18 protein-coding genes are annotated in these 18,719 nt (G+C 71.9%); 7 read left to right on the top strand and 11 right to left on the bottom strand.

Annotated features, from left to right (window positions below; translation table 11 throughout):
• Positions 1-91: 91 nt before the first annotated feature.
• The 3 genes from ACZ4VW_RS20585 to ACZ4VW_RS20575 all read right to left on the bottom strand — a co-directional run bounded on the left by ACZ4VW_RS20585 (position 92) and on the right by ACZ4VW_RS20575 (position 1,799).
• Positions 92-559, bottom strand: coding sequence for a hypothetical protein (locus tag ACZ4VW_RS20585; RefSeq protein WP_467964315.1), 468 nt, complete (start codon positions 557-559; stop codon positions 92-94).
• A gap of 162 nt (positions 560-721) precedes the next feature.
• On the bottom strand, positions 722-1,204 hold the full coding sequence (locus ACZ4VW_RS20580) for a macro domain-containing protein (protein WP_467964313.1): 483 nt from the start codon (positions 1,202-1,204) through the stop codon (positions 722-724).
• A gap of 49 nt (positions 1,205-1,253) precedes the next feature.
• On the bottom strand, positions 1,254-1,799 hold the full coding sequence (locus tag ACZ4VW_RS20575; protein ID WP_467964311.1) for a GNAT family N-acetyltransferase: 546 nt from the start codon (positions 1,797-1,799) through the stop codon (positions 1,254-1,256).
• 175 nt (positions 1,800-1,974) lie between these two features.
• On the opposite strand from ACZ4VW_RS20575, the gene ACZ4VW_RS20570 reads away from it, so the two are divergent.
• Positions 1,975-2,706 carry a MerR family transcriptional regulator gene (locus tag ACZ4VW_RS20570; protein WP_467964309.1) on the top strand — a complete coding sequence of 244 codons (732 nt, stop codon included), beginning with the start codon at positions 1,975-1,977 and terminating at the stop codon, positions 2,704-2,706.
• Here ACZ4VW_RS20570 and ACZ4VW_RS20565 read toward each other — a convergent pair.
• The 4 genes from ACZ4VW_RS20565 to ACZ4VW_RS20550 are packed head-to-tail and all read right to left on the bottom strand — an operon-like array spanning position 2,693 to position 8,451.
• Positions 2,693-4,867: a 3-hydroxyacyl-CoA dehydrogenase NAD-binding domain-containing protein gene (locus ACZ4VW_RS20565; RefSeq protein WP_467964307.1), complete on the bottom strand. Its 2,175-nt coding sequence runs from the start codon at positions 4,865-4,867 to the stop codon at positions 2,693-2,695. The genes ACZ4VW_RS20570 and ACZ4VW_RS20565 overlap by 14 nt on opposite strands.
• A 36-nt stretch (positions 4,868-4,903) precedes the next feature.
• Entirely contained in the window at positions 4,904-6,118 is a 1,215-nt protein-coding gene (locus ACZ4VW_RS20560; protein WP_467964305.1) for an acetyl-CoA C-acetyltransferase, read from the bottom strand.
• A 36-nt stretch (positions 6,119-6,154) separates the two neighbouring features.
• Positions 6,155-7,297: an acyl-CoA dehydrogenase family protein gene (locus ACZ4VW_RS20555; RefSeq protein ID WP_467964303.1), complete on the bottom strand. Its 1,143-nt coding sequence runs from the start codon at positions 7,295-7,297 to the stop codon at positions 6,155-6,157.
• Entirely contained in the window at positions 7,294-8,451 is a 1,158-nt protein-coding gene (locus ACZ4VW_RS20550; protein WP_467964301.1) for a CaiB/BaiF CoA transferase family protein, read from the bottom strand. The genes ACZ4VW_RS20555 and ACZ4VW_RS20550 overlap by 4 nt, the downstream gene beginning before the upstream one ends.
• 149 nt (positions 8,452-8,600) lie before the next feature.
• Between ACZ4VW_RS20550 and ACZ4VW_RS20545 the strand changes: the two genes are divergently transcribed.
• Together ACZ4VW_RS20545 and ACZ4VW_RS20540 are read left to right on the top strand one after the other, a co-directional pair.
• Positions 8,601-9,116 (top strand): hypothetical protein, encoded by a 516-nt coding sequence (locus tag ACZ4VW_RS20545; RefSeq protein WP_467964299.1) that lies wholly within the window; start codon positions 8,601-8,603, stop codon positions 9,114-9,116.
• 82 nt (positions 9,117-9,198) lie between these two features.
• Positions 9,199-10,404 carry a saccharopine dehydrogenase family protein gene (locus tag ACZ4VW_RS20540; RefSeq protein WP_467964297.1) on the top strand — a complete coding sequence of 402 codons (1,206 nt, stop codon included), beginning with the start codon at positions 9,199-9,201 and terminating at the stop codon, positions 10,402-10,404.
• A gap of 66 nt (positions 10,405-10,470) precedes the next feature.
• Here ACZ4VW_RS20540 and ACZ4VW_RS20535 read toward each other — a convergent pair whose 3' ends face one another.
• Both ACZ4VW_RS20535 and ACZ4VW_RS20530 read right to left on the bottom strand, forming a co-directional pair.
• The gene (locus ACZ4VW_RS20535; protein WP_467964296.1) at positions 10,471-10,845 is read right to left on the bottom strand and encodes a VOC family protein; all 375 of its coding nucleotides are present in this window, start codon (positions 10,843-10,845) and stop codon (positions 10,471-10,473) included.
• 144 nt (positions 10,846-10,989) lie between these two features.
• Positions 10,990-11,700, bottom strand: a complete 711-nt coding sequence (locus ACZ4VW_RS20530) for an endonuclease V (RefSeq protein ID WP_467964294.1) — start codon at positions 11,698-11,700, stop codon at positions 10,990-10,992.
• A gap of 85 nt (positions 11,701-11,785) precedes the next feature.
• Here ACZ4VW_RS20530 and ACZ4VW_RS20525 point away from each other — a divergent pair, with 85 nt between their 5' ends.
• Positions 11,786-12,085, top strand: a complete 300-nt coding sequence (locus ACZ4VW_RS20525; RefSeq protein ID WP_467964292.1) for a YciI family protein — start codon at positions 11,786-11,788, stop codon at positions 12,083-12,085.
• Between the two features lie 60 nt (positions 12,086-12,145).
• Here ACZ4VW_RS20525 and ACZ4VW_RS20520 read toward each other — a convergent pair whose 3' ends face one another.
• Positions 12,146-13,228 carry a WD40/YVTN/BNR-like repeat-containing protein gene (locus ACZ4VW_RS20520; protein WP_467964290.1) on the bottom strand — a complete coding sequence of 361 codons (1,083 nt, stop codon included), beginning with the start codon at positions 13,226-13,228 and terminating at the stop codon, positions 12,146-12,148.
• Positions 13,229-13,483: 255 nt separating this feature from the next.
• On the opposite strand from ACZ4VW_RS20520, the gene ssgD reads away from it, so the two are divergent.
• The 3 genes from ssgD (at position 13,484) to ACZ4VW_RS20505 (ending at position 17,152) form a co-directional block, all read left to right on the top strand.
• On the top strand, positions 13,484-13,900 hold the full coding sequence (gene ssgD, locus ACZ4VW_RS20515) for a spore wall synthesis regulator SsgD (protein ID WP_467964288.1): 417 nt from the start codon (positions 13,484-13,486) through the stop codon (positions 13,898-13,900).
• Positions 13,901-14,182: 282 nt separating this feature from the next.
• Positions 14,183-15,835, top strand: coding sequence for an ABC-F family ATP-binding cassette domain-containing protein (locus ACZ4VW_RS20510; protein ID WP_467964286.1), 1,653 nt, complete (start codon positions 14,183-14,185; stop codon positions 15,833-15,835).
• Positions 15,836-16,177: 342 nt separating this feature from the next.
• On the top strand, positions 16,178-17,152 hold the full coding sequence (locus ACZ4VW_RS20505; RefSeq protein ID WP_467964285.1) for an acyl-ACP desaturase: 975 nt from the start codon (positions 16,178-16,180) through the stop codon (positions 17,150-17,152).
• A gap of 134 nt (positions 17,153-17,286) precedes the next feature.
• On the opposite strand, the gene ACZ4VW_RS20500 is transcribed toward ACZ4VW_RS20505, so the two are convergent.
• Complete coding sequence (locus ACZ4VW_RS20500) at positions 17,287-18,636, bottom strand: SDR family NAD(P)-dependent oxidoreductase (protein WP_467964283.1); 1,350 nt, start codon at positions 18,634-18,636, stop codon at positions 17,287-17,289.
• Between the last annotated feature and the right edge of the window lie 83 nt (positions 18,637-18,719).

The following is an 18,719-nucleotide window of genomic DNA, read 5'->3' as shown; positions in this document are numbered from 1 at the left end:
GAATCTCAAGGACCGGAGGCGGTGACCAAGCTGCGGCATGGCCACCACCCTCGCACGTGGCCCGATCGACATGAAGTCAAAGAGACAGAACCTAGTACCGGTACATGCCGAACTGGGTGTAGACCCAGAGGCCCACGATCCCGGCCACGCAGAGGAGCACCACCCAGGAGCCGAGGCTCGTGTGGCGGCTCCTGCGGGGGCGGGCGGGCTTGGCCGGGCGCTCCTGGCGCGGGCGGCGCTCGGTGCGGGCGCGGGGCGGCTCCGTGTCGGCGGCGGCGACGTCGGCCAGCAGGCGGCGGCAGACCGCGGCCAGCTCGCTCGTCCCCACGGTGAGGTCGACGACGGTCTCCGAGCGGGCCGGTGCCGTGGTGCCGCCGTCGAGGAGCCGCCCGGCCCGGAGGCGGGCCTGGTCCTTCCCGCCGGTCGGGGCCAGGCTGATCCAGCGCCCCACGTGCTCGCCGCGGATCACCACCCCGCCGCCCCGCTCGCGGTACACGGTGTGCTCCCGCCACAGGACCGCGGCCAACTCCGTGGCCGTCTCCCTGAGTTCCGTGTACATGACCCTCCCCAGTCACCGTTCCCCGAATTCGAACAAGCACGTGACTCTAGCGGCAGGTGCACGCCAACCGACGCGCGGGTGGGCCGGTGCACCTCAGGGCGGGCCAAGGGGTGGACTCCGAGGTGGTTCAAGGGCGGGCTCAGGGCGGCACGCGGGCGGCGGCTACGCCTCGAAGTCGTACACGGTGACCGGTATCCCCCGAGCCGTCAGCCGCCCGGCTATCAGCGGCTCCACCCGGGACCACTTCCCGCCGGCCAGCCCGCATCCGATGCGGGGCATGTGCACGGACGCCCCCAACTCCTCCGCCTTGTCGGCGAGGAGCCCGAGCGCCGCGTCGATCGCCTCGTAGCGCACGGGCACGCCGGTGCTCCGGCCGGTCCGTATCCCGCGCTGGCCCACCAGGTTCGCCACCCAGACGTACGGCCCCACCCGCACGAACTGAGCGGCGCCCAGACCGAAGTCGTTCCGCGCGCGCTCACGGTGCCAGCGTCGGAAGGACGCCTCCGGCTCCGGCCAGCGGCGCGACAGCGCCAGGACGAAACCCTTGCCCCAGCCGCCCAGGTCGTTGCAGACATGCGCGATGATCTTGACACCCTTGCCCTGCGGCGCGGTGGCGTCCCCCCGTACGTACATGATCTCCGACATGCCCCCACCGTACGAGAAGCCTCTGACAGCGCGGTCGGGAGCCGCGGAGCTACTCGCCCCGCATCGCGTCCGCCGGGACCTCGAAGACGAGGTGCGGCCCGTCGCGCTCGTTCCCCTTCTCGCCGACGCGTGTGAAGCCGAAGCCCGCGAGGGTCGCCAGGGAGGCGGTGTTGTCGGATCCGATGGTGGCGCGCACCGTCCTGACGCCGGGTTCGGCGGCGGCCCTGACGAGCAGCGCCCGCAGCATGGCGCGGGCATAGCCCCGGCGGCGGTACGCGGGCACGACCGTGTAGCCGACCTCGACCGTGCCGGTCCCGTCCGGCGGCCCGTGGAACCCGGCGTCCCCGACGACGATCCCGTCCGGCTCGGAGACGGCGGCCCGGGTGATCCAGGGCGCGGCGGACGGGTCCCTGGCGAGCTGGTCGGCGCGGTACGCGAAGATCCCGCGGGCGCGTTCGGAGACGAAGTACGCGTCGAGGGCGACCCCGGCCTCGGCACTACCGCCGGCGAGGTCACCGTCGGCGAGCGCCCGCAGCGCCTTCGCACCGAGTTCGACGAAGCGGACACGTGGGGGGTGGAGAGGTTCGTCGTTCATCGCGGTGATGTTCGCCCGGCGACGGAGGGCTGTCCACACCTTTACGAGAGCTGCCCGCCCGGGAGGGAACGAACGGTAGCCTCCACCGCTTTTACAACACTGATGAGACAGCAATACTGTTGCACCGGACCAGGAACGGCACGGCGAGGGCACGGCACCGGAAACGAGGCACTTCATGGGCACCGAGACCGAGGAGCAGCCGACGTTCACCGTCGACGAGCTGGCCGCGCGGGCGGGCGTCACCGTGCGGACCGTGCGGTTCTACGGCACCAAGGGCCTGCTGCCCCCGCCGGCCATCGGTCCGCGGCGGGTCGGGCACTACGGACCCGACCATCTCTCCCGGCTGGCCCTGATCGAAGAGCTCCAGCGGCAGGGCATGACGCTCTCCGCCATCGAGCGGTACCTGCACCAGCTCCCGCCCGACCTCAGTGCGCGGGATCTCGCCGTCCACCGGGCCCTGGTCGCCTCCTGGGCGCCGGAGTCGGCCGAGGAGATCACCCGGCGCGAACTCGAGCGGCGCGCGGGCCGGCCCCTCGCCGACGCGGACGTCGACCGGCTCGCCGCGATGGGCGTCCTCGACAAGGGCGCCGAACCGGACGTCTTCCGGCTCGACTCCTCGCTGCTGCGTCTCGGAGTCGAACTCCTCGACGTGCCCATCGCCCACGAGACGATCCTCGCCTCCCGCACCGTCCTGCTCGAACACGCCCGCGCCGCGGCCCAGGAGCTCTCCCGCCTCTTCCGGGAGGAGGTCTGGAACCCGTACCGGGAGAGCGCCGAGGACCCGGATCACCTCGCCGCGATGAAGTCGCTGTCCGCGCACATGCAGCCGATGGTGATCCAGGCCCTGGTCACAGCCTTCCAGCGCTCACTGAGCGAGGAGCTGCGGACGGCCTTCAGGAGTCCGTGAACACCTCGCCCCGCTCGGCCTTCTCCACCAGGAGCGCCGGCGGCAGGAAGCGGTCGCCGTACGTCGCGGCCAGTTCGCGCGCGCGGGACACGAAGCCGGGCAGGCCCCCTTCGTATCCGTTGATGTACTGGAGCACACCGCCGGTCCACGCGGGGAATCCGATGCCCATGATCGAACCGATGTTGGCGTCGGCGACCGAGGTCAGGACGTTCTCCTCCAGGCAGCGGACCGAGTCCAGCGCCTCCGAGAAGAGCATCCGTTCCTTCATGTCCTCGAAGGGGACGGCCACGTCCGGGCGCGTGAAGTGCTCGCGCAGGCCCGGCCACAGGCCCGCCCGCTTGCCGTCCTCCCCGTACTCGTAGAAGCCCGCGCCGCCGCTGCGTCCCGTACGGCCGAACTCGTCGACCATCCGGTCGATGACCGCGTCCGAGGGGTGGCCGGCCCACGTCCCGCCGGTCTCCTCGATCGCGCGCCGGGTCTCGTTGCGGATCTTGCGGGGCAGGGTGAGGGTCAGCTCGTCCATCAGGGAGAGGACCTTGGCCGGGTAGCCGGCCTGGGCCGCCGCCTGTTCGACCGATGCCGGGTCGACTCCCTCGCCGACCATCGCGACGCCCTCGTTGATGAACTGGCCGATGACCCGCGAGGTGAAGAAGCCGCGCGAGTCGTTGACGACGATCGGGGTCTTGTTGATCTGCCGTACGAGGTCGAAGGCGCGGGCCAGCGCCTCGTCGCCGGTCCGCTCGCCCTTGATGATCTCGACCAGCGGCATCTTGTCGACGGGCGAGAAGAAGTGCAGGCCGATGAAGTCCTCCGGACGGGTGACCCCTTCGGCGAGCACGGTGATCGGCAGCGTCGAGGTGTTGGAGCAGAGCAGCGCGTCCGGCTCGACGACGTCCTGGATCTCCTCGAAGACCTTGTGCTTGAGCGCCGTGTCCTCGAAGACGGCCTCGATCACGGCGTCGCAGCCGGCCAGGTCGGCCGGGTCGGCGGTGGGGGTGATCCGGGCGAGCAGTTCGTCGCGCTTCGCCTCGGTCGTACGGCCCCGCGAGAGCGCCTTGGCGAGCAGCTTCTCGGAGTACTCCTTGCCGCGCAGGGCCGCCTCGGCCGAGACGTCCTTGAGGACGACCTCGATCCCCGCGCGGGCGCAGGAGTAGGCGATGCCGGCGCCCATCATCCCCGCGCCGAGGACGGCAACCTTGCGGACCGGGCGCGGTTCGATGCCCTGGGGGCGGTTCGCCCCGGAGTTGACGGCCTGGAGGTCGAAGAAGAACGCCTGGATCATGTTCTTCGCCGTCCGGCCGGTGACCAGCTCGGTGAAGTACCGCGCCTCGATGGTCTGGGCGGTCTCGAAGTCGACCTGCGCGCCCTCGACGGCGCACGCGAGGATGTTGCGCGGGGCCGGGTACGGCGCGCCGTTCAGCTGCTTCTTCAGGTTGGCCGGGAAGGCCGGCAGGTTGGCGGCGAACCGTGGATTCGACGGCGTGCCGCCGGGGATCTTGTAGCCCTTGACGTCCCAGGGCTGCTGCGACTCGGGGTGGGCGTCGATGAAGGCCCGCGCCTTGGCCAGCATCTCCTCGGGCGTGGCGGCCACCTCGTGGACCAGGCCGTTCTCCAGCGCGCGCTGCGGGGAGTACTGGGTGCCCTGGAGGAGGACCTTGAGCAGCGCGTCCGCGATGCCCATGAGGCGTACGGTGCGGGTGACGCCGCCGCCGGCCGGGAGGAGGCCGAGGGTGACCTCGGGCAGGCCGATCTTGGAGCCGGGCGCGTCGAGCGCGACGCGGTGGTGGGAGGCGAGGGCAATCTCGTAACCGCCGCCGAGCGCCGCTCCGTTGATGGCGGCGACGACCGGCTTGCCGAGGGTCTCGATCCGGCGCAGGGACCGCTTGATGGCCATGCCGGTGTCGAAGACCTGCTGGGCCTGCTCCGGCCCGACCTTCATCATGTCCTTGAGGTCGCCGCCCGCGAAGAAGGTCTTCTTGGCGGAGGTGTAGATGATGCCGCGGAGGGAGTCCTTCTCGGCTTCGGCGCGGTCGGCGATCGCCGCGATGGAGTCCCTGAACGCCTGGTTCATGGTGTTCGCCGACTGGTCGGGATCGTCGAGGACGAGGGTGACGATGCCGGTCTCGTCCTGTTCCCAGCGGATGGTCGTGCTCTCGGTCATTGCTGCTTCTCCGTATGAGGGGTGCGGACGGGACGGTCAGACGCGCTCGACGATCGTGGCGATGCCCATGCCGCCGCCGACGCAGAGCGTGGCGAGGCCGTAGCGCTTGTCCTGGCGCTCCAGCTCGTCGACGAGGGTGCCGAGGATCATCGCGCCGGTCGCGCCGAGCGGGTGGCCGAGCGCGATCGCGCCACCGTTGACGTTGACCTTGTCCAGGCTGACGCCCATGTCCTTGACGAAACGGAGCACGACACCGGCGAACGCCTCGTTGATCTCGACGAGGTCGATGTCGTCCATCGTCAGGCCGGCCTTGGCGAGCGCCTTGCGGGTCGCGGGCGCGGGGCCGGTGAGCATGATGGTCGGCTCGGAGCCGGAGACGGCCGCGGCCACGATCCGGGCGCGCGGCGTCAGCCCGTACCGCTCGCCGACCTCCTTGGACCCGATCGCGACCAGCGAGGCGCCGTCGACGATGCCGGAGGAGTTCCCGGCGTGGTGGACGTGGTCGATCTTCTCCACCCAGTGGTACTTCTGCAGGGCGACCGCGTCGAAGCCGCCCATGTCGCCGATGGCCGCGAAGGACGGCTTGAGGGCGGCGAGCGAGTCGGCGGTGGTGCCGGGGCGCATGTGCTCGTCGTGGTCGAGGACGACCAGGCCGCTGCGGTCCTTCACCGGGACCACGGAGCGGTCGAAGCGGCCGTCCTTCCAGGCCGCCGCCGCGCGCTCCTGGGAGAGCGCCGCGTACTCGTCGACGTCGCGGCGGGAGAAGCCCTCGATGGTGGCGATGAGGTCGGCGCCGATGCCCTGGGGCACGAAGCCCGTCTCGTAGTTGGTCATCGGGTCGGCGAACCAGGCACCGCCGTCGGAGGCCATGGGAACTCGCGACATGGATTCGACGCCGCCGGCGAGGACGAGATCCTCCCAGCCCGAACGGACCTTCATGGCGGCCATGTTGACGGCTTCGAGGCCGGAGGCGCAGAAGCGGTTCTCCTGGACTCCGGCGACGGTGTCGGGCAGTCCGGCGGCGATGGCCGCGACCCGGGCGATGTCGGAACCCTGGTCGCCGACCGGTCCGACGACGCCGAGGACGATGTCGTCGATGGCGGCCGGGTCGAGCCCGGGGAACCGGGCGCGGATCTCGTGGATGAGGCCGACGACCAGGTCGATGGGCTTGGTGCCGTGCAGGGAGCCGTTGGCCTTGCCGCGGCCGCGCGGGGTGCGGATCGCGTCGTACACGTACGCTTCGGTGCTCACGAGAAGCCTTTCACGATGAGGGTGGGAGGAGACGGGCTAGCCCAGCAGGGAACGTCCGATGATCTCCTTCATGATCTCGGTCGTCCCGCCGTAGATGGTCTGGATACGGCCGTCCGTGAAGGCCCTGGCGACCGGGAATTCCGCCATGTAGCCGTACCCCCCGTGCAGCTGGAGGCAGCGGTCGGCGACACGCTTCTGCAGCTCCGTGGCCCACCACTTGGCCATCGAGGCGTGGACGGCGTCGAGTTCCCCGTTCGCGTGGTCGACGATGCAGCGGTCGAGGAACGTACGGGTGACGGCGCACTCGGTCGCCATCTCGGCGATCTCGAAGCGGACGTGCTGGAGCTTGGCCAGCGGCCGCCCGAACGCCTCGCGTTCCTTCACGTAGGTGGTGGTGATCTCCAGGAGGTGCTCGGCGGCGGCGATGCCGGCCACGGCGATGGCCATCCGCTCCTGGGCGAGGTTGGTCATGAGGTGGATGAAGGCGCCGTTGAGCTCGCCGAGCAGGTTCTCCTTGGGGACGCGGACGTCGTGGAAGAACAGCTCGGCGGTGTCCTGGGACTTCTGGCCGATCTTGTCGAGGTTCCGGCCGCGCTCGAAGCCCTCCATGCCGCGTTCGACGACCAGCAGCGACAGCCCGTGGGCACCGCCCTCGGGGGTCGTCCGCGCGACGACGATCACCAGATCGGCCAGGATGCCGTTCGAGATGAAGGTCTTGGAGCCGTTGAGCACCCAGTGGTCGCCATGGTCCTCGGCGCTGGTCCGGATGGCCTGGAGGTCGGATCCGGCGCCCGGCTCGGTCATCGCGATGGCGGTGATCAGCTCACCCGTGCAGAAGCCGGGCAGCCAGCGGCGCTTCTGCTCCTCGGTGGCCAGCGAGGTGAGGTACGGGCCGATGATGTCGTTGTGCAGGCCGAGGGCTATGCCGGGGGCGCCGGCCCGGGTGAACTCCTCGGCGAGCACGGCGCTGTAGCGGAAGTCGGGGTTGCCACCGCCGCCGTACTCCTCGTCGACGGCGAGGCCGAGCAGCCCCTGCCGTCCGGCGGCACGCCATGCCTCGCGCGCGACGATGCCGTCCTTCTCCCACTGGTCGTAGTGGGGCAGCACCTCCTTGGCGAGGAAGGTGCGGACGGTCTCGCGGAAGGCTTCGTGGTCGGCGGTGTAGAGCTGACGCTTCATGCTTCGGGCTCCTGGGGGGCTTCCTGGCGGGTCAGTGCGGGTACGGCCCAGTCGCGTGCGACCGCCTCGGTGTCGGCGCCGGGCCGGGCGGGTCCGGAGCGGACGGTCCCGGGGGTGGCGGAGAACCGGGGAGCGGGGGCGGGCTGGGTGAAGCCGGCGTGTTCGACGAAGGTGGCGCGGGCGGCGAGATGGGGGTGGGCGGGGGCCTCGCGCAGCGAGAGGACCGGCGCCACGCAGGCGTCGGTCCCTTCGAAGACGGCCGTCCACTCGTCCCGCGTACGGGTGCGGAAGCGGTCGGCGACGGCGGCGCGCAGCTCGTCCCAGCGTCCGAGGTCCTTACGGGCGGGGGCGACGTCCTCGATGCCGAGGAGGCGCGTGAACGTGTCGTAGAACTGCTGCTCCAGCGCGCCGACCGCCATGTACTGCCCGTCGGAGGTCTCGTAGGTGCCGTAGAAGGGGCAGCCGCCGTCGAGCAGGTTGACGCCCCGGCGGTCCTGCCAGCCGCCGGCCGCCAGCATGCCGTGGAGCATGGTGGCGAGGTGGGCGGCGCCGTCGACGATGGCCGCGTCGACGACCTGGCCCTCGCCGTGCGCGCGCGCGTGCTGGAGCGCGGCGAGCACGCCGACGACGAGGTACAGCGAGCCGCCCGCGTAGTCGCCGACGAGGTTGGCGGGGACGGTGGGCGGGCCGTCCGGGTCGGGGCCGATCATGCCGAGGGTGCCGGTGATGGCGATGTACGCGATGTCGTGTCCGGCGGCGGCGGCGAGCGGCCCGTCCTGGCCCCAGCCGGTCATCCGGCCGTAGACGAGCCTCGGGTTGCGGCCGAGGCAGGCGTCGGGGCCGACACCGAGGCGTTCGGCGACGCCGGGCCGGTAACCCTCGACGAGGATGTCGGCACGTTCGACCAGGTCGAGGACCGTGGCGGCGCCGCCGTCGGCCTTGAGGTCGACCAGGACCGAGCGCTTGTTGCGGTTGGTGAGGTCGTACGCGGGGTCGATGCCGAGCCCCGCGCCGCCGGGGCGGTCGATCCGTACGACATCGGCGCCGAGGTCGGCCAGGAGCATGGCGGCGAACGGACCCGGACCGATCCCCGCCAGCTCGACCACACGCACCCCGGAGAGCGGGCCGGTCCCACCGTTCGTCTGCGCTGCCATCGAGCCCCCAGCCGTGTGTGACACCAATGATGTAACACCGGTGATGCTAGGAACGTGTTCCACTCCGCACAAGCCCCCCGGCCGAGCAAGCGCTTGGAAATTCCCGCGGGGACGAGGAAATCCATGATCCGCGTCGATAGGGTCCTGTCATGCGCATATCCGGACGCGGGATGACCGCCCTGCTCGCCGCCCCCCTCGCGGCCACTCTTCTGATCTCGTGCTCCTCGGCGGAGGGGCAGGCGGGGAACGCCGCCCCGGCGACCTCGAGCGCTTCGCCGCTCGCCACCGACACACCTGACGCCGGTGCTCCGGCGGGCGACGGTGAACCGGCGGGCGACGGCGGGACCCCGACCCCTCCGCCCGAGCGGGTCAGGGACGCCTTCGCCGGCCTGCAGGCAACCCTCTTCTACACCTGCACGCCCTCCGACTGCGCCTTCAACCTCGGCCGTATCCACGACGAGCTGGACCGACTCGACCGCGCCATGAAGGCGGATCCCAAGGGGCCCGGCCACTTCCCCGAACCGATCGCCTGGATCAAGGACCTGCGGACCACGCTGAACGGCGATCGTTCGACCGAGAACCTGAAGAAGCACCGGACCGAGCTGTTCCGCACCCGCGACCGGATCAACACCTGGATGCAGGACCACCCGGACGACTACCGCTGACGGACCGCGCGGGCGGTACCGCTAGGCTCCGCGCTCGCAGGGGAAGCCGCAGGGGAATCCGCAGGCGAAGGCGAGGGGCTGGATGGAGACCGGGAACGGCATGGGGCGGGACGCGACGGAGCGGGCGTACGACGTGGTCCTGTTCGGGGCGACGGGGTTCGTGGGTGAGCTCACCGCCGAGTATCTGGCCGAGCACGCCCCGGGCGGCTGCCGGTGGGCGCTGGCCGGGCGCAGCCGGGCCAAGCTGACGGCTCTGCGCACACGCCTCGCCGCCCGGTGGCCCCGGTGCGCGGAGCTGCCGCTGCTGGTCGCGGACTCCGCGGACCCGGAGGCGCTGCGCGAACTGGCCGGGTCGGCCAAGGTCGTCGCCACCACGGTCGGACCGTACGTCTGGTACGGCGAGGGCCTGGTCGCCGCGTGCGCGGAGGCCGGCACGGACTATGTGGACCTGACCGGCGAGGCCGAGTTCGTCGACCTGATGTACGTACGCCACGACGCGCGGGCCCGGGAGACCGGGGCCAGAATCGTGCACGCGTGCGGCTTCGACTCCGTACCGCACGACCTGGGCGTGTACTTCACCGTCCGGCAGCTGCCGAAGGACGTACCGCTGCGGATCGACGGGTTCGTACGCGCGGGAGCCGTCTTCTCGGGCGGGACCTTCGCGTCGGCCCTGACGGCGATGGGACGCGGCCGCGAGATCCTGCGGGCGGCGCACGAACGGCGGCTGCACGAGCCCCGGTTGGTCGGCCGGCGGGCGCGTGCCCCGCTGGGCGGGCCGCGGTTCAGCCGGGAGACCGGCACCTGGGCGCTGCCGCTGCCGACGCTCGATCCGCAGGTGGTGATGCGATCGGCCAGGGCCCTGGAGTCCTACGGCCCGGACTTCCGCTACCGGCACTACGCCTCGGTCAAGACCCTGCCCATGGCGCTCGGCGGCGCCGCCGCGGTCGGCACGGGCGTGGTGGCGGCCCAACTCCCCGCCGCGCGGCGGTGGCTGATGGACCGTTACGAGGCGGGCCAGGGTCCGAGCCCGGAGCGGCGGGCGCGGAGCTGGTTCTCCGTACGGTTCGTCGGGGAAGGCGGTGGCCGGCGGGTGTTCACCGAGGTGTCGGGGGGCGATCCGGGCTACGACGAGACGGCGAAGATGCTCGCCGAGTCCGCCCTGTGCCTCGCCCTCGACGACCTGCCGAAGACCGCCGGGCAGGTCACGACGGCGGTGGCCATGGGCGACGCGCTCCTCGGGCGCCTGCGGTCCGCAGGCATCCGCTTCCGGGTGGCGTACGAAGGCTGACGCCGCCCCGGATCAGGGGCGTCGGTGTCGTCGGCGCCGTCGATGCCGTCAGTGGCGTCAGTGGCGTCAGTGGCGTACGAGACAGAAGGGATGGCCGGCCGGGTCCGCGTAGATCCGCCAGCCCCGGTCGCCGTCCCCCTCGTCGAGCTGCCACGCCCCGAGGGCCAGCACCGCGTGATGGGCGGCCTCCAGATCGGCGACCCGTACGTCCAGATGGAACTGCTGCTCGGGTGCGCCCCAGACCGGAGGCCGGTGGTCGGCGACCCCCTGGAAGGCGAGCACCGGTGCGCCCGCGGCGTCGTGCAGGGTGGCCCATCCGTCACCGACGGCCCACTGCGGGTCGGGGCGGTTGATCTCACCGCCGAGCAACTCCTGGTAGAAGTGGGCCAGTTCCATGACGTCGGTACAGTCGAGCACGACGCACTGCAGGCTGCCGATCACGCGATCACCCGGTCCGCCACGACGTTGGTCATAGTCATGCGCCCCACTCTGCCGCCCATGATCGCGCCCCGCCATCCGTACTCGTACTCAGGTCGATCATGAGTCCCTGCCGCTCGTGCTCACCTCCGGGCGGGTGGTGATCGCTCAGCCCTGGGTAGGGCTCGGCCGTTCCAGCGCTTCCTTCAGGGCACGGCGGCACAGGAAGTCGGCGTGCCGGGTGGTCTCGGGGACGCGGTAGCGCGGGGCGAGGAGAAGGGTGTGCGCGCAGGCGGTGTCCAGGGAGACGCGGTGGCCGACGGAGACGAAGACGGGCTTCACCCCGGCCTGGGTGCGCACGGCGCGGCCGACCTCCTCGTCACCGGCCAGCAGGGGGCTGACGTCACCCCGGGCGGGGCCGGGCTCGTCGTAGGTGAAGGTGAAGGGGTTCTTCGCGACGCCGATCGACGGCCGCCCGGTCAGCACCCCCAGGTGACTGGCGAGGCCGAAGCGGCGCGGGTGGGCGAGGCCGTAGCCGTCGCAGACGAGGAGGCCAGGGTCGGCCTCCAGCGAGGCGAGCGCGGCGAGCACCGCCGGCATCTCGCGGAAGGCGAGGAGGCCGGGGACGTACGGGAACGAGACCCGGCCGACCGCCGTGGCCTCCTCCACCACGTCCAGTGTCCGGGCGTCGAGCACCACGGCCGCCGCCGCGACGAGATCGCGCTGGTCGTCGTACGCCACGTCCAGACCCGTGACGTGCCCCGTGCCGGGCGCCGGGCCAGGCTCGTCGAGCACGAGGCGGCCCCGCAGCTCCTCCTGCACGGCACGGGCGGCGGACTCGTCGGCGGGCCAGCCCGCGGGAATGTCGATGATCGTCATGGTGACGGCCAGCCTACGGCGCCCCTCCGTCCGACAGGCGAGCGGTTTTCCCGCCGCTTCGCGGCCCCCCGGTAGCCTGGCGATCATGTTCGTACTGGAATTGACCTACACCGCCCCCGTCGAGCGGGTCGACGCGCTGCTCGACGCGCACATCGAGTGGCTCGACGCGCAGTACGCCGCCGGCGTGTTCATCGCCTCCGGGCGCAAGAACCCGCGCGACGGCGGTGTCATCCTCGCCGCCGGGGTCGACCGCGCGGACATCGAGAAGATCGCGGCGGCCGATCCCTTCAGCGTCGAGGGCGTCTGCGCGTACCGGATCACCGAGTTCTACGCGACCAAGACGGCGGACGCCCTCGCCCCGTACCGGGAGCAGCTGCCCTCCTGACTGGCGTCGGCTCCGGCCACCCCGCCTGAGGCGAGGTGGCCGGCCGAGGCGGGGCGCCGGCTAGCTCCGGCCGAGGCGGGCGATCCTGCCCTTCTCGCCGGAGGCCCAGCAGGCGCCGTCCCGTGTGCAGTCGACCGTGTCGTACGAGCCGGTGTCGACGGTCCGCCAGGTGCGGCCGCCGTCCGTCGTCAGGTCCGTGCCCGTGGGGCCGACGGCCAGCGCGGCCGACCTGCTGTGCGGGAGCCAGGCGACGCCCGAGCGGTAGGCGGGCGGCGGGGCGGACGCGGCGCTCCAGCGGCGTCCGCCGTCGCCGGTGATCGCGGCCGCCTGCGGGGACGGCTGGTCCTTGCGGTAGTCGCCGCCCACCGCGATCCCGTGCGTACGGTCGCGGAACGCGAGCCCGAAGACGCCCCGCGCCGGCTCGCCCGCCGGGATGGCGGCTTCGGCGACGGTCCAGTTGAGCCCCCGGTCGGCGGAGTGCAGCACGCGCGCCGTGGCGCCGCCGCCGGTCGCCAGCCAGACGTCCTTCGGCCCGGAGGAGACCAGGCACTGGCCGCTGGCCGCGAACCCCGCCTCGCCGGGCAGCGCCGCCGGCATCCCGGCGTCCGGCAGCACCTCCCACGTACGGCCGCCGTCGCGCGTCGACAGGATCCGGTACTTCCCGTCCACCGGGTCGCTCATGGCGAGTCCGTGGCGGTGGTCGAAGAAGGTCATGCAGTCGTAGAAGGCGCGCGGGTCGGTGTTGCGGAAGGTCTCGGTCCAGGTCGCCCCGCCGTCGTCGGTGCGCAGCACCCGCGACGCCTCGCCCTCCCCGATCGCGAGCACCACCGCGCGCCGTGCGTCGAACGCCTCCACGTCGCGCAGCTCCAGCTCCGCCGCCCCGGGCGGGGACACGTTCCGCCACCCGCGGCCACCGTCCGTGGTCCGCAGCACCGTTCCCTTCGAACCCGCGGCCCAGGCCGTCGTGCGGTCGACCGCCGCCAGTCCCCGGAAGCGGGCGTCCGTACCGGTCTGCGTCAGCTGCCAGCCGACCGCGGCCGCGGGGGTCTCCCCGGCCTGCGCCGGGACCGCAAGGGCCATGGCGAGCGCCGCCCCGGTCAGGCTCACCGACATCATTCGTCTCGTCTTCCCCATGGACGTCATGGCGCCGGAAGCTAGTCCACCCCCGTGGTCCCGTCCAGAGCGCGTCGCGGTGACGGAGCCGGGCGGCGGCCGGCGCCGGGGGCGGCCGCCGGCGGCAGTCCGGCGGATTGTCACGGCCGAATGCGGTCAGACGGACAGACGGGCACGCGGTGACACAGCTCACGTGCCCCACCGGTGCACGTTCGGGCCCGATCGTTCGTCTTCCTCTGTGTCAGGGAGACGTCAGAAACCGAAGCCGCGCGAGAGGAGCTGGCCTTGTCCACCGTCATCGAGCAGGCCGTCCAGGCCCGTCTGGTCGCATCCGCTCCCCGGATGGAAACCGTCCCGGCCACACTGCGGTACGACCTCGAGGATCCCTTCGCGGTGAGCATGGCGTTCCCACCGCCCGCGACGCTGGAGGGCGTCGAGGTGTCCTGGGCGTTCTCCCGCGAGCTGCTGGCGGAGGGCGTGGAGGGCCCGGCCGGCGTCGGGGACGTGCGCGTCCGTCCGTACGGCTACGACCGCACCGTCGTCGAGTTCCACGCGCCCGAGGGCGTGGCCGTGGTCCACATCCGCACGGCCGAGCTGCGGCGCTTCCTCAAGCGGTCGCAGCACCTGGTGCCGGTCGGCCGCGAGCACCAGTACCTGGACTGGGATCAGGATCTGGCCCACCTCCTGGACGACTACGCCTGAGCGTCCGGGTCTTCGTGCGGCGCGACACCGGTCGCCCGCCGCCGCCCGTGAAAAATGGTTTGCCGCCCGCTCGGCGCGACGCGTACCGTCCTGACCTGGCCCTGTTGTCGCCCGATCGGAGAAGGCCGTTGCTCGTCTGAGGTTTCGAGACACCGTGCCGCGCGTGCCCCTTGCCGCCGCGTGTGCCGTCCTCGACCTCGGCGTACGAGCTCTTGCCGCCTGCCCGCGCCCCGGTGTCTCACCCGTTGCCCCAGCCCACGCTTTCGCAACCGGGAGGCCCCCATGGCGACCCATCCCACGTTCATCACCTGCTCGTCCCTCTCCTTCTCCTGGCCCGACGGCACCGAGGTCCTCGACGACTTCCGGCTCGCGGTCGGCCCGGGCAGAACGGGCCTGATCGGCCTCAACGGATCGGGCAAGTCGACCCTCCTCAAGCTCATCGCCGGTGAACTGACTCCGGCCGCCGGTACGGTCCGTACGGTCGGCGAGGTCGGTCATCTTCCGCAGAACGTGTCCCTCGACACCGCGTTGCGGGTCGACGGGGCGCTCGGCATCGCCGCCACCCGCGCCGCGCTGCACGCCATCGAGGCGGGTGACCCCTCCGAGGCCCACTTCGCCGCCGTCGGCGACGACTGGGACGTGGAGGAGCGGGCCCGCGCCACGCTCGACCAGCTCGGGCTCGGTCACATCGGGCTCGACCGGACCATCGGCGAGGTGTCGGGCGGGGAGTCCGTGCTGCTGCGGCTCGCCGCGCTGCTGCTCGCCCGGCCGGACATCCTGCTCCTCGACGAGCCGACCAACAACCTGGATCTGCCCGCCCGCCGACGGCTGTACGACGCGGTGGACGCCTGGTCGGGGGTGCTGGTCGTGGTCAGCCACGACCGCGAACTCCTGGAACGGGTCGACCAGATCGCCGACCTCCGGGACGGCGAGGTCAGCTGGTACGGCGGCGCGTACTCCGCGTACGAGGACGCGCTCGCCGCCGAACAGGAGGCGGCCGAGCGGATGGTGCGGGTCGCCGAGGCCGACGTACAGCGGCAGAAGCGCGAACTCTCCGACGCGAACGTGAAGTTGGCGCGGCGCAAGCGCTATGCGCAGAAGAGCGCCGCGAACAAGGTGGTCCCGAAGATCGTCGCCAACAACCGCAAGAGCGAGGCCCAGGTGTCCGCGGGCAAGCACCGCGCCCTGCACTCCGAGCGCCTCGCCGAGGCGAGGGAGAGACTGGACGCGGCCGTGGAGGCGGTACGGGACGACGACGAGATCCGGATCGAGCTGCCGCGCACCACGGTGCACCCGGGCAGGGAAGTGCTGTGGCTGCGCGAGGTGGACCTGCGCCACGGAGCGCGGGTGGGCGGCGAGTTCGACGTGCGGGGACCGGAACGGATCGCGCTCGTCGGCCGGAACGGTGCCGGCAAGACGACGTTGCTGCGGACGATCGCCGGTGAGCTGGAGCCGCTGTCGGGCGAGGTGGTCACCCAGGTGCCGCTGCGATTCCTGCCGCAGCGCCTCGACGTCCTCGACGACGGCCTCAGCGTGGTGGAGAACGTCGCCCGGTTCGCGCCCTCGGCGACGGCGAACGCCATCAGGGCACGGCTCGCGCGATTCCTCTTCCGGGGCGCGCGGGCGGATCAGGCCGCCGGGACCCTGTCGGGCGGGGAGCGGTTCCGGGCGACACTGGCGGCGCTGCTGCTCGCCGAACCCGCTCCGCAACTGCTGATGCTGGACGAGCCGACCAACAACCTGGACATGGCGTCCGTCCGCAAGCTGACGGCGGCGCTGGAGGCGTACGAGGGGGCGCTGATCGTGGCGAGCCACGACGTGCCGTTCCTGGAGTCACTGGGGATCACCCGTTGGCTGCTGCTCGACGGTGAGCTCCGGCCGACGACGCCGGAGGCGGTACGGGAGGGAGTGCCGGGGTCCGCGGGGCTGGAGTAGCGCCCAGGGGCAGGGCGAGTCCCGGGTCCCCGCCCCGCGACTCGACCGCCGCGTCTCGAACCGCCGCGTCCGGCAGCCGCCCGCTGCTCGGACGCGGCGGTCCCGGCATCCCCTGGAGAAGCCGGCCGCCTGCTCTGCGTAGCCATGATCACGCGTGACGCGGCGTGACGGGGGCGTGACCTGGCTCTCTTCGCCCCTCCATCAGCTGCGCACATAACGGAACGTAAGCGGACATCGCCGAGACGGGCTTGGCCGACGCCTTACGGAGCCTTAACCTACGGTTTCGTAACCTACGAATGCGTAGGTAATTTTTCCGTACCCTCTCCGTCCCCAGGAGTCCCCGTGACGCTCACCTCTCCCCACCTCGGCAGCTCGACAGGGTGGACCGACGCCCGCCTGCTGTACGCGCTGGAAGAGGTCGTGGAGAAGGAACTCAACCGGCACCTCAAGGTCACCAAGGACTGGATGCCGCACGAGTACGTCCCGTGGTCCGACGCCCGGAACTTCCCCGGCTTCTTCGAGGACGGCGACGCCTGGGACCCCTCCCAGTCCAAGGTCACCGACATCGGCAAGATCGCCCTCGTCGTGAACCTGCTCACCGAGGACAACCTGCCCAGCTACCACCACGAGATCGCCAGCCTCTTCGGCCGCGACGGCGCCTGGGGCACCTGGGTGCACCGCTGGACCGCGGAGGAGGGCCGCCACGGCATCGTGATGCGCGACTACCTGCTGGCCTCGCGCGCGGTCGACCCGGACAAGCTGGAGCAGTTCCGGATGGCGCACATGAGCGAGGGCTTCGAGTCGGACAACCGGCACTCGATGCTGCACTCGGTCGCGTACGTCGCCTTCCAGGAGCTCGCCACCCGCATCTCGCACCGGAACACCGGACACCAGTCCGGCGACCCGGTCTGCGACCGGATGCTGGCGCGCATCGCCACCGACGAGAACCTGCACATGGTCTTCTACCGCAACCTCCTCGGCGCGGCCTTCGAGCTCGCCCCGGACCTGACGATGCAGGCCGTGCGGGACGTCGTCGTCGACTTCCGGATGCCCGGACACGGGATGCCTGGCTTCGAGCGGGCGGCCGCGCAGATGGCGATCGGCGAGATCTACAACATGCGCATCCACCACGACGACGTCCTCCAGCCGGTCCTGCGCTTCCTCAAGGTGCTGCAGATCGACGGCCTGGGCCCCGAGGGCCTGAAGGCCCAGGAAGAGCTCGGGCTCTACATGGCGGGTCTGGACAGCGAGGCGAGCAAGTTCGACGAGAAGCTCGCGGCGCGCAAGGCGCGGATGGCGGCCCGCGCGGCGGGCTGACCACACCACACGTCGACCACCGACCACCGGCGCGTCGACCGCGTCCCACTGGCGGCCACCGGCGGGCCGACCGCGTCCTGCTGTCGGCCACCGGCCATCGGCGGCCGGTCTCCATGGGCGCCGGCGCCGCCCGCCTACCAGGCGGCTTCCCGGTAGTCCTTCAAGAAGACGCCCGAGACGGGCTCCCCCGCCTCGCCGCGCACGATCGGATCGTAGATCCGGGCGGCGCCGTCGACGATGTCCAACGGCGTACGGGTGCCCGCGGCGGCGATACGGGCCTTGCGGGGCGCCGGGTTCTCGTCCGTGATCCAACCCGTGTCGACGCTGCACATGTGCACACCCTGCCGGGCCAGCTCGCCCGCGCTGGTGCGCGTCAGCATGTTGAGGGCCGCCTTCGCCATGTTCGTGTGAGGGTGGCCACCCGTCTTGTTCCGCACGGCGAAGCGCCCCTCCACTGCCGACACGTTGACGATGTAGCGGCGGGGCCTCGGGGAGGCGAGCAGCAGCGGCAGCAGCCGGTCGCACAGCAGGGTGGGCGCGAGGGCGTTGACGAGCTGGGTCTCCAGAAGCTCGGCGGCGTCCAGGTCGCCGAGCCGCACGGACCAGGAGTTCCGTTCCGCGAGGTCGGGCAACAGCCCGGCCTCGTCCGGCTCCAGGCCGGCCCCGCGGCGCGCCGGCAGGCCGGGCTCGTCCGGCTCCAGGCCGGCGAGGACCGGGTCCCGGCCGCCTCCCGCCTCGTACCCCGGCGCGGGGATCACGCCCTCGGGCAGCGCCCGGCGCTCCCCCGCCGCGAGCAGGGCGTACGACTCCGGGGACCGGCGTATCGTCTGGGCGGCGTTGTTGACGAGTATGTCCAGCGGCCGGCCCTCCGCGCGCAACCGCTCGCAGAAGCCGAGGACCTGGCGCGGGTCGCGCAGGTCGATGGCGACGACGGTGAGCCGGTCGAGCCACCGCTCACTGCCCTCGGCGGCACGGAACCGGCGCAGGGTGTCGTGCGGGAAGCGACTGGTGACGAGCAGCTCAGCGCCGTCGCGGAGCATCATGAGCGCCAGCTGGAACCCGATCTTGACGCGACCGCCGGTGAGCAGCGCCCGGCGGCCGGTGAGGTCGGTGCTCAGGGCGCGGCGGGCGGTGTTGTCGGCGGCGCAGGGCGGGCAGAGCCGGTGGTAGAAGGCATCGGCCTGTCGATAGGGCGACTTGCAGACGTAGCAGTACCTGGTGCGGCGGAACTCGCCGGGCGATTCCTGGTCGGTGACCGTCAAGGGCGCGTCCTCGCGCCGGTCGAGCGCCCCGGTCGCGGTGCGGGCGGCCAGGGCGGCGTCGGCCGCGGACCGCTCGGCGCGGTGGGCCTTGCGTCGCTTGTTGCGGCTCTCACGGGCGAAGGTGGCGGCGAGCTCCTCGCCCCGCATCCGTGCGGGATCGCCGAGGGGCAGGCCGCGCAGCCTGCTGATCGTGCGCTCGAAGGCGGCGAGTTCCTCGTCCATGAATCCATGATCGTACTGAGGGCGGCCGAGGTCAGCATCGGATTATCGCCTCACTCGGGGGCGTGACGGCATTTCTCCTCTTT

This window comes from Streptomyces sp. NPDC029139, from assembly GCF_055564335.1.
The sequence above is the reverse complement of the archived record's forward strand: the minus strand, read 5'-3'. Positions and strand labels throughout refer to the sequence as shown.

Bases quoted from the DNA above. Each gene is read 5' to 3' on its own strand.
- ACZ4VW_RS20520 (WP_467964290.1), bottom strand. From the start codon at position 13,228: ATGACGTCCATGGGGAAGACGAGACGAATGATGTCGGTGAGCCTGACC.
- ACZ4VW_RS20570 (WP_467964309.1), top strand. From the start codon at position 1,975: ATGGGCACCGAGACCGAGGAGCAGCCGACGTTCACCGTCGACGAGCTG.
- ACZ4VW_RS20580 (WP_467964313.1), bottom strand. From the start codon at position 1,204: ATGTCGGAGATCATGTACGTACGGGGGGACGCCACCGCGCCGCAGGGC.
- ACZ4VW_RS20545 (WP_467964299.1), top strand. From the start codon at position 8,601: ATGCGCATATCCGGACGCGGGATGACCGCCCTGCTCGCCGCCCCCCTC.
- ACZ4VW_RS20585 (WP_467964315.1), bottom strand. From the start codon at position 559: ATGTACACGGAACTCAGGGAGACGGCCACGGAGTTGGCCGCGGTCCTG.
- ACZ4VW_RS20555 (WP_467964303.1), bottom strand. From the start codon at position 7,297: ATGAAGCGTCAGCTCTACACCGCCGACCACGAAGCCTTCCGCGAGACC.
- ACZ4VW_RS20575 (WP_467964311.1), bottom strand. From the start codon at position 1,799: ATGAACGACGAACCTCTCCACCCCCCACGTGTCCGCTTCGTCGAACTC.
- ACZ4VW_RS20565 (WP_467964307.1), bottom strand. From the start codon at position 4,867: ATGACCGAGAGCACGACCATCCGCTGGGAACAGGACGAGACCGGCATC.
- ACZ4VW_RS20500 (WP_467964283.1), bottom strand. From the start codon at position 18,636: ATGGACGAGGAACTCGCCGCCTTCGAGCGCACGATCAGCAGGCTGCGC.
- ACZ4VW_RS20525 (WP_467964292.1), top strand. From the start codon at position 11,786: ATGTTCGTACTGGAATTGACCTACACCGCCCCCGTCGAGCGGGTCGAC.
- ACZ4VW_RS20530 (WP_467964294.1), bottom strand. From the start codon at position 11,700: ATGACGATCATCGACATTCCCGCGGGCTGGCCCGCCGACGAGTCCGCC.
- ACZ4VW_RS20550 (WP_467964301.1), bottom strand. From the start codon at position 8,451: ATGGCAGCGCAGACGAACGGTGGGACCGGCCCGCTCTCCGGGGTGCGT.
- ACZ4VW_RS20540 (WP_467964297.1), top strand. From the start codon at position 9,199: ATGGAGACCGGGAACGGCATGGGGCGGGACGCGACGGAGCGGGCGTAC.
- ACZ4VW_RS20510 (WP_467964286.1), top strand. From the start codon at position 14,183: ATGGCGACCCATCCCACGTTCATCACCTGCTCGTCCCTCTCCTTCTCC.